Origin of the sequence: Mycoplasma leachii PG50 (genome assembly GCF_000183365.1) — a bacterium.
Lineage (GTDB): Bacteria > Bacillota_I > Bacilli_A > Mycoplasmatales > Mycoplasmataceae > Mycoplasma > Mycoplasma leachii.
In genome coordinates, this window is sequence record NC_014751.1 from 693,623 (window position 1) to 708,785 (window position 15,163).

Here is a 15,163-nt window from a genome sequence, read left to right on the forward strand (position 1 = left end):
CCTCTAATTTGGATTTTTCATTGAGTTTAATTTATTCATAATTAATTCTATTTGAGTTTTTACATCTAATTCAGCATCAACAACAAAAAAAGGAAAATTATAAATATTTTGTTTGTAAAACTCTTCATAGTTTTTATTTAAAGTTTCTCAATACTCATCACCAATTAGCAATTCTTCAGCTCTTCCTCTTTTTTTTATTCTACTAATTGCAGTTTTAGTTGAGACTTTTAAATAAATAACAATATCAAAGTTTAATTTGTTTTCAGGAATCTTTAAATTTTCTAAAACAACATTATTATAAAATTCAATATAAGTATTATAGTCAATTTGATCAACATTATTTAAATCATAATTAACTTTCATAAAAATAGGATCTTCTAATAAAGTTCTATCAAAAATAATATTTTCTAAATTTTTTGCTTGTTTTAATTGTTTTGATCTAGCTGTTAACATATAAATTTGCATTTTAAAAACAGTCTTTTTTAAATCTTTATAGTATTGTTCAAAATAAGGATTTTTTTCAACTGGTTCTTTAAAAATCTCATAGCCTAGTCTTTTACTAATTTCTTGAGAAATTGTTGATTTTCCAGCTCCTACAGTACCAAAAATTGCAATTTTCATAATTTCTCCTTTATTTTTTATTGTTTTGTTTTAAAGAATGATAAATACCATAAAGTTTTTTAATTTCATGAATTTTTAACTCACGATATTGACCTGGTTTTAAATTATCTATTTCTAAAAATTCAATTTTAGTTCTTTTTAGTTTTAAAAGTTGAGCTTGAATAGATTCAAACATTTTTTTAACATGATGTTTTTTACCTTCATTAATAGTTAGTTCTACAATTGAAACATTTTTTAATTTATCATATTTTACTAATTTAGCACTATAAGCTTTTGTTAAATAATTATTATCAATATATACACCTTTGATTAGTTGATTAACTTGTTGTTTACTAACTTGGCCTTGACAAAGACCTTGATATGTTTTTAAAAACTCATACTTTGGATGCATTATAAAATTAGATAATTCTCCATCATTTGTCATAATTAATAAACCACTTACATCATAATCTAAACGTCCAACTGGATAAACTCGATGGTTTAAATCTTTAAAATAATCAGCTACTGTTTTTCTTTTTTTAGGATCATACATAGTAGTTAAAACTAATCTAGGTTTATAAAATAAATAATAATATTTTTGATTATTTGAATCAGATGTTACTAATTTATTATCTATAATAATTTCAGCTTTAGGATCAATTTTTACTCCTAATTTATTAATAATTTGATTATTAACTTTAATTCTGTTTTCTAATATTAATTTTTCAGCAGTTCTTCTTGAACAATATCCTCTACTACTAATGACTTTTTGTAACCTTTCTAAGCTCATTTTTCTCCTTAAAAAAACCAATAACAAAAGTTACTGGGTGCATTTTTTATATTATCAAATAAAACAAGTAATACTAATTATTTTGATTATCTAAATTAAAATCTTCAACATTACCATACAAATCAACTGCTTGTTGAGCTTGTTTTTGTTCGTTATTGTTTTGGATTGCTTGTTTAATATCTTGTTCACTAATTACTGGCAATTCTTCAATTCCGCCTTTAATATTAAAAACTTTAAAAAAGTTATCAGTAATTGCATACAAATTACTTCTATTATTTTCTAAATCTTTACCAATTACTTTAATTAATTTTTTTTCTCTTAATTTATGAAGTTGATAACTACAATCAACATTTCTAATTTCTTCAATACTTTGTTTTGTAATTGGTTGTTTATAAGCAATAATTGATAAAACTTCTATAGTAGAATGAGATAATTTTTTATTTTCATTATATTGTTCTAATTTAGCAAAATATGGGTGTAATTCAGGTTTTGTTTGTAATCTGTAATTATTTTTTTTATAAGTTTGAATACAAAAAGCAGTAGATTGGTCAGCTAAATATTTTTTGTTTAACTCAATTATGATTTCTTTAATTTCAGTTGGCTTTAAATTTTCTAAAACAGATTGAATATCTAATAAAGAAAGACCATCATCTCCATAAATAAATAATAACCCTTCAATAATAGCACTATATTGTAGATTCATTTGCAATCACCTCTAATTGTTGAGTAATTAAGTTTTCATTTTTGATTACTTCTTTTCTTAAACAAACATAAATACGTTCATCTCTAGTATCGATTTCTAAAATTTGATATCTAACTAAATCTAGAATCGCTAAAAAAATAACAATAAAGTTTTTTAAATTAAACTCTAAAATTTCTAACAATTCTTCAAGTTTTCACTCTTTTAATTTATTTGAAGTAACTTTATTAACTATATCTAAAATTACTTCATGAACAGATAAACTTGGAGTAGTTAAAGTTTGATAAATTTCAGTTTCTAAATCAAAATCAGCTTGATAGTTAAGTGATTTTGAATTAGTAACTACATTATAAAAAATTTCTGTTAATTTATCTAAATCTAGATCATTTAAGTCAATTAAAGGTTCAGGGTTTTCAAAAATTAAATCTTTTTTAAATGTTTGTTTTGATTTTTTTTTAGAAAAAGTTTGTAAATAAACTTCTTGAGCATTAAACAATTGATCAGAAATCTCTTTTATTTGATTGTATTGACTAATTTGATAAACTAAATCATCATAATCAATTTGATCAACTTGTTCATCTTTTTGGTCTTTAACTAATAAGTATCGAGATTTTAATTCAATTAGTTGAGAAGCAATAATTAAATATTCACTAGCTATTTCTATATCTAGTTGTTGGTTTTGTTTAATATATGCTAAGTATTGATTAACAATTTCTAATAAACTTAATTCAACAATATCAAGTTTTTTTTCTTTAATCATTAATCACAATAACTCAATTGGTCCTGAAAATTGGTCAATTGTTAATTCTTGTCAGTGTTTCATTTTTTCTTTCTATAAATTATTTGAATTAATTTCAAGTAATTTATTAATATCTTTGTTTGTCTTAAAATCTAAAGTAATTTGAATAAAAATCCTACAAATAATTATAAATAAACACTCTAATTCAAATACTAAATTTACTAAATAATCTAAATTATCTAAATTAGTTTTTGTTTTTAATAAATGATTAAATAATCAAGATTGGTCTAAAAGTTTGAAAAACTGTTCACTTCTGTTTTGTGTACCTCTAGTTTTATAAAAAGCATAGCTTAAATTAGTAAAATCATTAATAAATATATATTCTTTGTATTCTTGTTGGTTTGGTTTTAAATTATAAGCTAAGTTTAAAGTATTAATAATTTTATTTAATTGATTAAAAATATTAAACATATACAAATACATACTAGTTAAGCTATGTAATTCAGAATTTTCTAATAAATATTTTTGATTTTGATCATCATAAAAACTATATTCTAAACTTTGTTTTATATAAAATAACAAAATTGGGTTTAACTTGTCAAAAATATCAAAATTAAAAAAAGCTCTTCTTGAAAATAAAATTGCTAGTAGTGTTTTTAATAAGTACAACAAGTAATTAAACTGCTCGTTTTGATTAATTAAATTAGTTTTTAAACTTTCTTTTAATAATAAATCATCTATAACATTTGTTAAATAAATACAAATGTCAAACAATTGCTCTTGAGAAAGTTCTTTTTTTTTACTTAATTTAATTAGTTCATTTAATTTATTAGTAATTAATTCATATTCACTCATAATATTTCTCTTTATTCTCTTATTAATCTAGTTATCATTTTTTGTTCTATGTCTTTTTTTGCTAAATTTATCATTTTTAATTTAATATCTTTTAGATCATTATATTCAGCAATAATATAATTTGATATTCAAATAAATGTTGCTAGATAAATTCCTAAAATATTAAAAATTAATAAACAACAAATATAATAAACATTTCTAATTTTATTAATAAATAAACTATTTTTATTAATATCAGTATTATTAATAATTTCAAATACTGATTTAAAAATACTAAATATTCCAATATTATTAACTTTACAAATACTAATTATTAAATATCAAACTGATAAAGTTAAAAACACAACTGTTAAAAAAATAGATAAAACTGAAGTTTTTAAACTTCTATAGTCTCACATTAAACTAATACCAAATCATAAATAAAACATTACAAAGAAAAATAAACCAAAAATTAACATCATTATTGTTAGTAAGTAAATATTATGAATAAAAGTCATTAAAATTACACCAAACATTGTTAAACTAGTTAAAATAGAAACTGATTTAACTATTCCAATCGATTTAACAATTATTTTATAAAATAAATAACCTAATAACATTTCACCTAAAATAAAACAAATTCTAAATGATTGTAAATAATTTCAAATATTTAAATTATTAACAGAACTTTGTTTTAGTTTAGCTACTAAAAATAGTTCAAAAATATCTGATCTAATAATTACATTTACACTTATAATTAAAAAACTCATTACAATTAAACCAATTAAAACTTTATAATCATATCTTTGTAATTGTTCAATAATCTCATCTTTATATTTAACTACTTTAGTTTTTCTTTCTTTTATAAATATCGAAACAACTAAACAAGTAAATAAACAAAATAAACTTAAAACAAAAATTGGTCAAGTTGTAAAACTAGTTTGATTAGATATTAAATTTAAGTTTAATAAACTATAAATTTGATAACTTATAAAACTTGCAAAACTAACAACAAATCCAGCTTTTATACTACTAAAAACTGGAAATAATCTTTCATTAAATTGTTCATTAAAAAATAAAAAATAAATGATTTGACATGAAATTCCAACTCCTATAAATAAAGTTATAAAAATAAGAGAAACTATATTTATACTAGATAAAAAAGCAATCATTATACTTATAAAACAACTAAATAAACCAATTCAAATTCAAATTCTTCTACTTTGTAGTTTTAAAGTTAGTCATAAAGCTAGTGGATTTAAAATAGTAGCATATAAAAAATAACTAGTTAAAAAAAGTAAAACAGTAAGTATTGAACTTGGTAAAGTTTTTAAAATTGGTGAATCAACACTATTTGTAATTATTTGAATTAAAAAGTTAATAACTATTCAAAAACTACTAATTTCAAGATAAAATAATCCTTTTTGTTTAGAAATACTATTTTTATAAAATAAATAAATAGCAACAATTAGTCAAATAATTATTAATAAAGGATTTACTATATATAAATCTCATCTAAACAACTTATTCACCACTTCTCTAATTAACTATTTATATTATAAATAAAAGCATATAAATAAAATTTAAAATTATCTATAAAAACTAAGTTTTATAAATTTAAAAAAATTTTATAAATAATTAATAATTATAAGCTAAAGTTTATAAAAAAGAATTTTACTTTGAATTTAAGAAGTGTTATTAAAAAACGCAAAAATGTTTATTATTAAAATACTACTAGAAAAACTAAAAAATTTTTTAATATATCATAAAAAAATTAAAAATCAAAGGTTCTATTTTTATATTTAGTTGTTGGTTCACTAAATTCTTTAATGTTTTTTATAAAAATTTCTTTATTATAGTTTTGACGTTTTTTTATAGAATCTAACATTGATTGTTCTAAATAATTATCTTGTAAAAATATATAATAAGTAATTGTATTTTTAGCTCCAATACGATGATTTCTTTTTAAAGCTTGAACATGATAACCATAAGTTGTTAGAGAAAATAAAATAGTTTTATCATATTCTTGCCAATTGTTTCCTGTTGATCCAGAAAAATAATTTGCAATAATTACACGTTTTTTATTATTAGTCTTATTCTTTTTATCTAAATTTAAATATTCTAAATAATTAATGATATCTTTTTTATTACCATTTCAAATATCAATTTTATAATCTAGTTTTTTACAAATTTTATAAATTTCATCAAACTCAGGATCGTAATTATAAAAAATAATGTAATTATCACTTTTATCAATTAAAAGTTGTTCTAGTTTATTTAATCTTGAATAATCAAATCAATAATAATCCTTACTATTACCTTGAAATCCAATTGAAATTTGTCTAGTTCTTAATCATAAAGATGCATCATCACTAGCTATCCATTTATCATCAGGATAGCTTAAGTTTTTATAATATGGGTTTTTAATAAGATTTAATTCTCTTGGCTTATAGTCTGATTTAATATTATTTTTATTACAAAAGTTTAATAAATCATATTCTGTTACTTTTTTATTTGTAAATAATTCAAATTCATTACTAATTGGTAGTTTTAAACCAATAAAATGTTGTTTTGGTAAATATATTGTTGGAATATTTTTAGTAGTTAAAGCAAATTGATTAATTAATTGTTCTAATTGTTTTATATTTTTATAACCATTAATTTTATAAACTTTACGATAGGCGTTATTAAATTGAGTTTTAATACAAAATTGTTCTTCAAAATGATATCTACTCATTTTTAAACCTAAAAATTTCAACTGATTAAACATATCAATAGCTCCAGTAGTTTGCGGAGTTCCACTTAATAAGTATAAATAAGTTTTAAAAGTTTGTTTTTGAACTAAATCAATAAAATTTTTAATACCAATTGAAATTAAAGCTCTTGAATTTTTAATATTTTGGCTTTCATCAAGAATAATAGCTATTTTTTGATTTTTATGTATATTAACAAAATCAGATAAATAACTAAAAAAGTTTTCTTTATTAATATTTAATAAAAATGAATGATAATTAATGATAATCGCTTCTTTTTGATTATTATTAAAACTGGCATTTTTTAAGTTAGTTTTTAAATAAACTTTAAATTTTAAATCATTTTGTAAATAATTTGTAAAACTAGCGTCTTGATCAGCAGTTTCTAAAGTTTTACTTCTACTAGCAATTACAATAATTGCATCAACTTGATTAATTTCACAAAAACCTAAACTTAAAATTGTTTTTCCACTACCCATATCTAAAAACAATCCTAACTGATTTTTATGTTTATTTTTAATAATCAATTCTTTTTGCCAATCAAATAATTTATTAAAAATTGTCATAATATATCCTTAATTTCATAATATAATTTCACTAATAAAAAAACAAGTAATAAAATACTTGTTTTATTTTGCTTTTTTAATAGCATTCATTGTTTTTTTAATATCAGCTTCAGATGGTTTTCTTCCCATGCTCATATACATAGATCTAATTTGTTTTTCAGTAATTGGTGGGTTTTCTTTTAATTGTTTTTTAACCATATATCTAGTAATTACAAACCCTAAAATTAATCCAATAATAATTGCTAGAATAATTACACCAATTAGCATTCCAGCTAACTCACCATTTGAAAAAGTTTTTGTTAATAACATTAAAATTTCTCTTTTCTATTTATTTAAGTTCTCTAATATTTTATTTGTAATATTTTCTTTAGTAAATCCAAACTCTTTAATTACATTATTAGCTGGAGCTGATTCACCAAAGCAATCAATTCCATAAACTAAACCATCATCACCAACATATTTATATCAAATCGCACTTGTTCCCATTTCAATTGCAATTCTTTTTGTTTTTTTATCTATGATTTGATCTTGATATTTTTTATCTTGCTTATCAAATAAATTAGTTGAAACCATTGAAACTACTTTTGCTTTTAGGTTGTGTTTTAATAATTCTTCTTTTATATCAATTGCTAAACTAACTTCACTACCACTAGCTATTAAAGTAATAGTTGCATCAGCTTGATCACTAATTATATAAGCTCCATATTCAACTTTATTTAAAGCATCATCATGATTTAATTGTTTAACATTTTGTCTAGTTAAAACAATTGAAGTTGGAGTCTTATCAAGTTTTGTTAAAGCAATTTTATAACAAGCAACAGTCTCACTAAAATCTGCGGGTCTTAAAACAACATGATTTGGAATAGTTCTAAGCATTGCTAGTTGTTCAATTGGCTGATGAGTAGGTCCATCTTCACCAACTGCAATTGAATCATGAGTAAAAATATACAATTGTTGCAATTGCATAATAGAAGCTAATCTCATTGCTGGTTTTAAATAATCAGCAAACACAAAAAATCCACTAGCAACTGGAATTAATCCTTTATGAGCTGCAATTCCATTATTAATTGCACCCATTCCAAATTCTCTAACTCCATACATTATATTTCTACCAGTCTTATTAGAGCTAGTGAATTGATTATCAGCACCTTTAATTCTAGTTGAACTTGATAAATCAGCACTTCCACCAATTAACATTTTTTCTTTATTTGCAATTTGTTCAAAAATTTTTCCTGAACTTAGTCTTGTTGCTTCATCACTACTTGGAACATTTTCTAATAAACTATTAAAATCAAAAGTAATTTTTTTATCAATTGCATTATCTAAGTACTGGTTTAATTCAGGATAATCTAAGCTATATTTAGCTTTTAATTCATTTCATTTTTCTTCTTTTAATAAACCGTTTTTAGCATTAATTGATCAATGTTCATAAACACTATTTGGAATAATAAAATCATCATATTTTCAGTCAAAATAGTCTTTAACTTTAGTTATATCATCATTTAAAGGTGCACCATGAACGTCTTTAGTTCCTTGTTTAGTTGAACCTAATCCAATAATAGTTTTAACTTCTATATATGTTGGTTTATCTGAAACTTGAGCTTTTTTAATAGCATTATAAATAGAGTTTAAATCTTCTCCATCACTAACTTTAATTGTATTTCAATTACATGCTTTAAAACGTTTGTGCATATCTTCAATTTGTACATCAACCACATCTGAATCTAATTGCACATCATTTGAATCATGAATTAAAATTAATTTGTTTAATTTGTTTTTACCAGCAAATGAAATTACTTCTTGACTAATTCCTTCTTGTAAATCACCATCACCACATAAAACATAAGTATAATGATCAATTAAATCAAAATTAGGTCTATTATAAACACTAGCTAAATGAGCTTCAGCAACGGCCATTCCAACGGCCATTCCAACGCCTTGGCCAAGTGGCCCAGTGGTTACTTCAACTCCACTAGTTAAAGTTTTTTCAGGATGACCTGGAGTCTTACTATCTCATTGTCTAAATTGTTTTAAGTCTTCAATAGATAAATCATATCCAGATAAATGTAAAGCTGAATATAATAAAGCACTACCATGACCAGCAGATAAAATAAATCTATCTCTATTAAATCATTCTGGATTCTTAGGATTAAAATTCATAATTTTGTTAAATAAAACATAAACAATTCCAGCTGCTCCTAAAACAATTCCAGGATGACCAGACTTTGCTTTATTAATTGCACTTACACCTAATATACGCAATGCATTTAAATTATCATTTTTACTGTTTTTCATTTTTCTCCTTTTATTTAATAGAAATCATTTAATTTAATATTTAAAATTTTTTATTTAAAACTATTTCTAAATATCTTTTTTTTAATAATTCAAATTCTTCGATTTTATCTTCTGTTAGTAAACCTTTTGCTTTTAATAACGAATATTCTTTAATTTTTTTAATAATTTCTTCAAGTGATAAATCTTTAATGTTATTTGACATTTTTTATCTCCTATTTATTATTTTATACTATTATAAACTGAGTTTTATAGATCGCTAATTAGCATTTTTTAATAATTGACATATTTAAAAATAAAAAACACTTTAACTTTTTTTAATTAAAGTGTTTATAGTAAAACTAACTAGAAACTGGAGTAATAACAGTAGTTTTATTAGATTCTTGTAAAACTTTTTGATCTTTTTTAGATTTTTTTTCTTGTTTAATTAAAAATTCTAAACCTTCAAATCTTGTACATCATAAACTGTTTCAAGTATTTGGTACTCTTTTTAAAACTAAAATAGAAACTTCAAAAGTTGAAATGATTAAAACTGGTTCTATAGCAGCATCAATTGGAAAAACAATAAATTTCTTGATTAAAGTCACATAAACATATGAATTTTTACCAATAGCTAACATAGCAACTGGATGAGAAATAAATGTTAAAGTAAAGCTTGCAATAAACAGTAAAACAAAAACTGAAATCATAAATGATAATCTTGATTTTTGTTTTCTAATAAAAACTAATGATCCTAACATTGCATAAATCATATATGCAGCCATAAATGAAAAATGAATAAATATATTAGGATTAATCATCCCAGCTGTATAACTTAAAGCTCCAACTAAAGCCCCACCCATAGGACCAAACAACATACCAGATAAAAATAAAACAAAATTACCAAACATTAATCGCGCACCAAATACACCACTATAACCAATAATATTTGTTAGTAAAACAATTAATGCTACTTGCATTGCCATCATTGTTAATTTAATAGTTGTAATAGTTTTTAAAAATTTAGGATCCATTACATAAGCTATTACAAATAAAAAAATAATTACACAAATAGCAACACCATTTGTTAAAAAGAACAACATCTTAGCCTCTCTTTTTTAATTTAAATTATTTTTACATTAATTATTGTATCAAGTATCAGATTATTAAGTATATATAAATTATTTTTTTAAAGCACTACTTTAAGCGTTAATCTTTTTTAAATATTGTTTTATTAGTTTAATTGCTCTTTTTGAATATTTTTTTTTACTATTATCAGATAATTCAAAACCATTAATCATATCAACTAAAGCTCAATTAATTCTCATTGGACTAAAATCAGAATCAGTTTTTAATAAGTAATTATAAAGTGAACCTATTGTTGAATTTTTATTAGGTAAAATCATTTTTTTATTATTTAAATATCTATCTAAATTAATTGCTGTAATTAATCCAGAACAAACTGATTCAACATATCCATCAACTCCAATAATTTGACCTGCAAAAAAAATATTTTTATGTGTTTTTAATTGCACACCTAAATTTAATAATTTTTTAGTGTTAATGTAATTATTTTTATGCATAACACCATATCTCATAATTTTTAAATTTTCTAATCCAGGAATTAAGCTAAAAACTTTTAATTGTTCATTTCACATTAAATTAGTTTGAAAATTAACTATTGTATATAAATTATCAATAACACTATCTTTTTTTAATGTAATAGTAATATAAGTGCTATTATTTTTTGGTTTAAAATGATTAATAAATTCTTGTTTGTTTTTAGCTAAACTTTCAACACTAAAATAATTGTTTTTTTCTAGTAATTTAATTTCATTTTTTAATGGTGAAATAAAAATTTTTGCACTAATTAAAGCATTGTAAAATTTTTCAAATTGTTCTTTATTTAAATCACAATATAAATAGTTCAAATTATTATCTAAACTATAACAAGTATCCATATTTATTGATTGTTTTAAAATAGTTGGTTCTACAGTATCAAATAATTTTAAATTCTTTTTATTAATTAATTTTTTTAAATTAGTTAAAAAGTTTGGTGTTGAAATAGGACCAATTGCTATAATTGTTGGAATATTGAAATTAATATTTAAATATTCTTGTTCTATAATTTTTAAATTATTAAAAGTTTTTAAATAATTAGTAATATAATTTCCAAATTCAATTCTATTTACAATTAGTTCATTACTTTTATTTAAACTAGTGTGTTTTGTAGCTTTTATAATTAGTGAATCTAAAAGTTCTAATTCTTTTTTTAAAGTACCAACACTAGTTTTTAAATCAGTTGATCTAAACGAATCTGAATAAGCTAACTCAGAAAAAAAGTCATAATGTTGAATCGGATTTTTTTTAATAGTTTTAATTTCATACATTTCAACAAAATAGCCTTTTTTTAATAAATAATAAGCAGCTTCACACCCTGATAGACCTGCCCCAATAATTCTTATTGTTTTCATACTTACCATCTTAACTATTTATAATCATAAAAAAAATAATTGACTAAGAAAATAAAAATTCAACTAGTTTTAAAAAAGATAATATAAATATCATATTAGTAATAAAAAGGTGATTTTTATTATGGTTAACTAATTCATTTTTTATATTTACTATTTACTATACAAAAAGTTTATTTAAATGCTAGTTTTCTGATATAAAACCTAAAAAACATAAACTAAAACTTTTAATAGAGTGCTTTTTTATATAATTTAGTTAATAAAACAATAGTATATAAAGAAAGGATTGTATGAATTTAACTATTATTCTAATAATTTTAGTAGTAATATTAACTATTATTTCAACTAGTATTTTATTCTATTTAATTAAAAATAAAAATAGTGATTCTAAAATTGATCTAACTAGTTTAAAAGATAAACTTGAAACTAATAAAGAATTAATTAATGAAAAAATAGAAAAAGATACTGAAATTACTAAAACTAATCTAATTAATTTAAAAGAAACAGTTAATAAACAAAAAGAAGATCTAACAAAATCATTAGATAAACTAGAAGACAATATTAAAAAATTTAATGAAATTACTAATAATATAAACACAATTGATAAAAAAGTAGATAAATCAGTTAAAAACATTAATGAATTATCTTTAATTTTTAAAAATAGTAAAACTAGAGGCAATTTAGGTGAGTTTACTTTAGAATGGATTTTGACTAATGTTTTAGGTGAAAAAACAGATAATGGAATTTGACAAACTCAATACAGATATAAAACTTCTAGTGTAATAGTTGATGCTATTATTAAAACACAAATTAATGATAAAAAGATTGCAATTGATTCTAAGTTTCCTTTAACAAAAGCAAATGTATTAATTTCAGAAAGTAATGATAGTTATTTATATAAACAAGCTGAAGGTGATTTTAAACAAACAATTAAAAATATGATTAAAGAATTAAAAAATAAATATATTTCTAATTCTGAAAATGTTTCTAGTGTAATTATGTTTATACCTTCTGAAGCTATATTTGAACTAATTTGATCTAAATTTACTGATATCTTTAGTGAAGCTATTAAAAATAAAATTTGAATTTGTTCACCAACTACTTTACCAGCTGTTTTGTATTCTCAACAAATTAGTATTAAAGAATATAAGATTAGTAAAAATATTAATGAAATTCAAAAACTAATTAAAACAATAACTGATGATGTTAAAAGACTATTAGATAGAAATGAAAAAATGTCTAAGATTTATGAAAAGTATAAAACAGAAACAGAAGAAGTTTTTAAAGAATTTCAAACTTCAGCAAATAAAATTGATAAAAATTATTCTAAATTAGAATCAATAAATATTAATGATAATCAAGAATAGTTTTAATAATTTAGTATCAACTTTCTCAAAAACCTATGGCAGTGTCTTTTACTATAAAAAAACATCGTGACTTGATATAAACATTATGTATTTTTTACCTGCTTAAATACACAAAAAATCTACTTTAAAAGTAGATTTTATTAAAACTTAAATAATTTATCTTTTTGAGATAATTCTAAAACTACATTAGAATTTTTTCAAACTTTATCTGGAATTTTATCTTTTAAAATTGAAATAATCAATTGAGCATTACTATTTAATAAATAGTTACTAATACTAATTAATTGATTATCTGACATTAATTCTTTTTTGTCATTTAATAAAAAGTGTAAGCAATTAATGTTAAAATGATCAGCAAATTGTATATAAGCTAAATCATAACAAATAATTTCACCTTGTTTTTTACCAGAACTATGATTTAGTACTGATAAATTAAACTTATAATAAGGTTTACTTTTTTCATTTTCTATTGAATATGTTAAAAAATATCTTTCATTATATAAGGTATCTGATAGTCTTTGAAAATATTTATTAAAAGTATTAAGTCTTTCATCTAATTTATTTTTAAATTCTTTTGAATACAAATCATTACTTAATAAACTAATTTTTTGTTTTAATTTGAAAATTATTTCTTCAGAATCATTGATTTGACTTAATTTAGTTTCATACTCACCTTTTTCATAATGTTTACGATTTAGCTGAGTAATAATTTTATCTAATTCTTTAAAAGTATCATCTTTTGAAAGTCTAATACTTAGATCTTTTTCAACTTTTAATAATTCATTTAATTGATTTTGTAAACTTGACATTTGTTTAAAAATTTCAGGAAGTTCTTTGCTAGCAAAAGCGATTTTTTCATCTAACATTTTGTTGTGAAAATTAACTAGTTGATCAAAAGTTTTATGTAATTTTGGAATAAATAAATTAGTTTGGTTATAAATTAGTTCTAATTGTTTTGTATCAACTGAACTTCTATTTGAATTCATTCTATTTATAAAATCATTAATGCTATTTTTTCTTATTTCTAATAAACCAATTTTATTTGAAAGCATAGAAATATTATGTTTAATTTCATTAAAAACATCTAGATTTATTTGAAAATCTTCATCAATATTTAATGTTTCTTTTTTCTTATTTAATTCATTAATCTCATTATCAATAATTTTTAAAGTATCAACATATATTTGTTTATCTGAATTAGATGATAAAAGCTTTTTTAAATGATCTTGTTCAAATTTTAATTGGTTTTGAAAATCTAATAATTCTTTAGAATTTGAAAAACTAAAGCCCAGTAAAAACAAGTGTAAAATTTCATATTGAGCATCTTTTGTAGTTGAATGAAGTGTTTTTAAAGTACTATTAATACTTTGATCTTTATATCTTAAATTATGAGAAATAATTTCTCTAAATGAAGGTTTTTCTGATTGATGGTTTGGAAAAATTACATCTAATAATTCTTTTGCTAGCTCATCTTTACTAGCAAAATCTTTATCATTTAATCTAATTATTCTTTCTTTTTTATTTAAAAAGTTTCTTTGTATTGTGATTTTATTTGAAAATGGATTATCTAGATTTTCTACTAATTCTAAAGTAATTAAAACTTTGTTATCAATTAAAAAATCTTTAACTATATCATTTGTAGTTTTTGATTCAATACCTTTATAAATATCATCAGCATTACCTGCTAAACAAAAACTAATTAGTTTTAAAACTGTAGTTTTTCCAACATTATTACCAGTTTGAGTAAGATCATTCATAGGAGTATTATCAACAATTAAATTTAATCCTTTTTTAAATTCTAAATCTCTTATAACTTGATTAGGTGTTGAAATTTTTAACCTTTTTATAAACATAAAAGAACTACTCCTTGATCATTTATATCAATTTTATTAGTTAAATATAATCAATCTAAAGATAATAAAAATATGTTAAATGGCATATTTTCTAATGTTTTAATACTTGCATATAAGTCAATCATATCTAAATTACTTTTTTGACATAAAGTTTTTAAAATTAGAGATGCATTATAATAAACACTTAATTTCGGTTGAATATTATCTGGTAATAACATA

Annotated in this window: 15 protein-coding genes; 1 reads left to right on the plus strand and 14 read right to left on the minus strand. The window is 21.2% G+C overall.

Features of this window, described 5'->3' with window-relative positions; all coding sequences use genetic code 4:
• Positions 1-3: 3 nt before the first annotated feature.
• From MSB_RS02965 to trmFO, 12 genes are all read right to left on the minus strand, one after another.
• The gene (locus MSB_RS02965) at positions 4-621 is read right to left on the minus strand and encodes a deoxynucleoside kinase (RefSeq protein WP_013447881.1); all 618 of its coding nucleotides are present in this window, start codon (positions 619-621) and stop codon (positions 4-6) included.
• A gap of 10 nt (positions 622-631) precedes the next feature.
• Positions 632-1,390, minus strand: coding sequence for a pseudouridine synthase (locus tag MSB_RS02970; protein WP_013447882.1), 759 nt, complete (start codon positions 1,388-1,390; stop codon positions 632-634).
• Positions 1,391-1,463: 73 nt separating this feature from the next.
• The gene (gene scpB / locus MSB_RS02975) at positions 1,464-2,093 is read right to left on the minus strand and encodes an SMC-Scp complex subunit ScpB (protein WP_013447883.1); all 630 of its coding nucleotides are present in this window, start codon (positions 2,091-2,093) and stop codon (positions 1,464-1,466) included.
• Positions 2,077-2,913, minus strand: a complete 837-nt coding sequence (locus MSB_RS02980; protein WP_013447884.1) for a segregation and condensation protein A — start codon at positions 2,911-2,913, stop codon at positions 2,077-2,079. The genes scpB and MSB_RS02980 overlap by 17 nt, the downstream gene beginning before the upstream one ends.
• Positions 2,914-2,922: 9 nt before the next feature.
• On the minus strand, positions 2,923-3,684 hold the full coding sequence (locus MSB_RS02985; RefSeq protein WP_013447885.1) for a hypothetical protein: 762 nt from the start codon (positions 3,682-3,684) through the stop codon (positions 2,923-2,925).
• 11 nt (positions 3,685-3,695) lie between these two features.
• The gene (locus MSB_RS02990) at positions 3,696-5,195 is read right to left on the minus strand and encodes an MFS cation transporter (RefSeq protein WP_041362476.1); all 1,500 of its coding nucleotides are present in this window, start codon (positions 5,193-5,195) and stop codon (positions 3,696-3,698) included.
• A 242-nt stretch (positions 5,196-5,437) separates the two neighbouring features.
• Positions 5,438-6,982 (minus strand): SNF2-related protein, encoded by a 1,545-nt coding sequence (locus tag MSB_RS02995; RefSeq protein ID WP_013447887.1) that lies wholly within the window; start codon positions 6,980-6,982, stop codon positions 5,438-5,440.
• A gap of 63 nt (positions 6,983-7,045) precedes the next feature.
• Complete coding sequence (locus MSB_RS03000; RefSeq protein ID WP_013447888.1) at positions 7,046-7,291, minus strand: YneF family protein; 246 nt, start codon at positions 7,289-7,291, stop codon at positions 7,046-7,048.
• A gap of 15 nt (positions 7,292-7,306) precedes the next feature.
• Positions 7,307-9,277 carry a transketolase gene (gene tkt / locus MSB_RS03005; RefSeq protein ID WP_013447889.1) on the minus strand — a complete coding sequence of 657 codons (1,971 nt, stop codon included), beginning with the start codon at positions 9,275-9,277 and terminating at the stop codon, positions 7,307-7,309.
• A 40-nt stretch (positions 9,278-9,317) separates the two neighbouring features.
• Positions 9,318-9,479 carry a hypothetical protein gene (locus tag MSB_RS04985; protein WP_013447890.1) on the minus strand — a complete coding sequence of 54 codons (162 nt, stop codon included), beginning with the start codon at positions 9,477-9,479 and terminating at the stop codon, positions 9,318-9,320.
• Positions 9,480-9,615: 136 nt separating this feature from the next.
• Positions 9,616-10,356, minus strand: coding sequence for a folate family ECF transporter S component (locus MSB_RS03010; protein ID WP_013447891.1), 741 nt, complete (start codon positions 10,354-10,356; stop codon positions 9,616-9,618).
• 99 nt (positions 10,357-10,455) lie between these two features.
• The gene (trmFO, locus tag MSB_RS03015; RefSeq protein ID WP_013447892.1) at positions 10,456-11,727 is read right to left on the minus strand and encodes a methylenetetrahydrofolate--tRNA-(uracil(54)-C(5))-methyltransferase (FADH(2)-oxidizing) TrmFO; all 1,272 of its coding nucleotides are present in this window, start codon (positions 11,725-11,727) and stop codon (positions 10,456-10,458) included.
• 287 nt (positions 11,728-12,014) lie between these two features.
• Here trmFO and MSB_RS03020 point away from each other — a divergent pair, with 287 nt between their 5' ends.
• On the plus strand, positions 12,015-13,091 hold the full coding sequence (locus tag MSB_RS03020; RefSeq protein ID WP_013447893.1) for a DNA recombination protein RmuC: 1,077 nt from the start codon (positions 12,015-12,017) through the stop codon (positions 13,089-13,091).
• 140 nt (positions 13,092-13,231) lie between these two features.
• Here the strand turns inward: MSB_RS03020 and MSB_RS03025 are convergent, their stop codons facing one another.
• Together MSB_RS03025 and MSB_RS03030 are read right to left on the minus strand one after the other, a co-directional pair.
• Positions 13,232-14,944, minus strand: coding sequence for a DUF2326 domain-containing protein (locus MSB_RS03025; RefSeq protein WP_013447894.1), 1,713 nt, complete (start codon positions 14,942-14,944; stop codon positions 13,232-13,234).
• Positions 14,935-15,162: an ABC-three component system middle component 6 gene (locus MSB_RS03030; RefSeq protein WP_013447895.1), complete on the minus strand. Its 228-nt coding sequence runs from the start codon at positions 15,160-15,162 to the stop codon at positions 14,935-14,937. Before MSB_RS03030 ends, MSB_RS03025 begins: the two co-directional genes overlap by 10 nt.
• Between the last annotated feature and the right edge of the window lies 1 nt (position 15,163).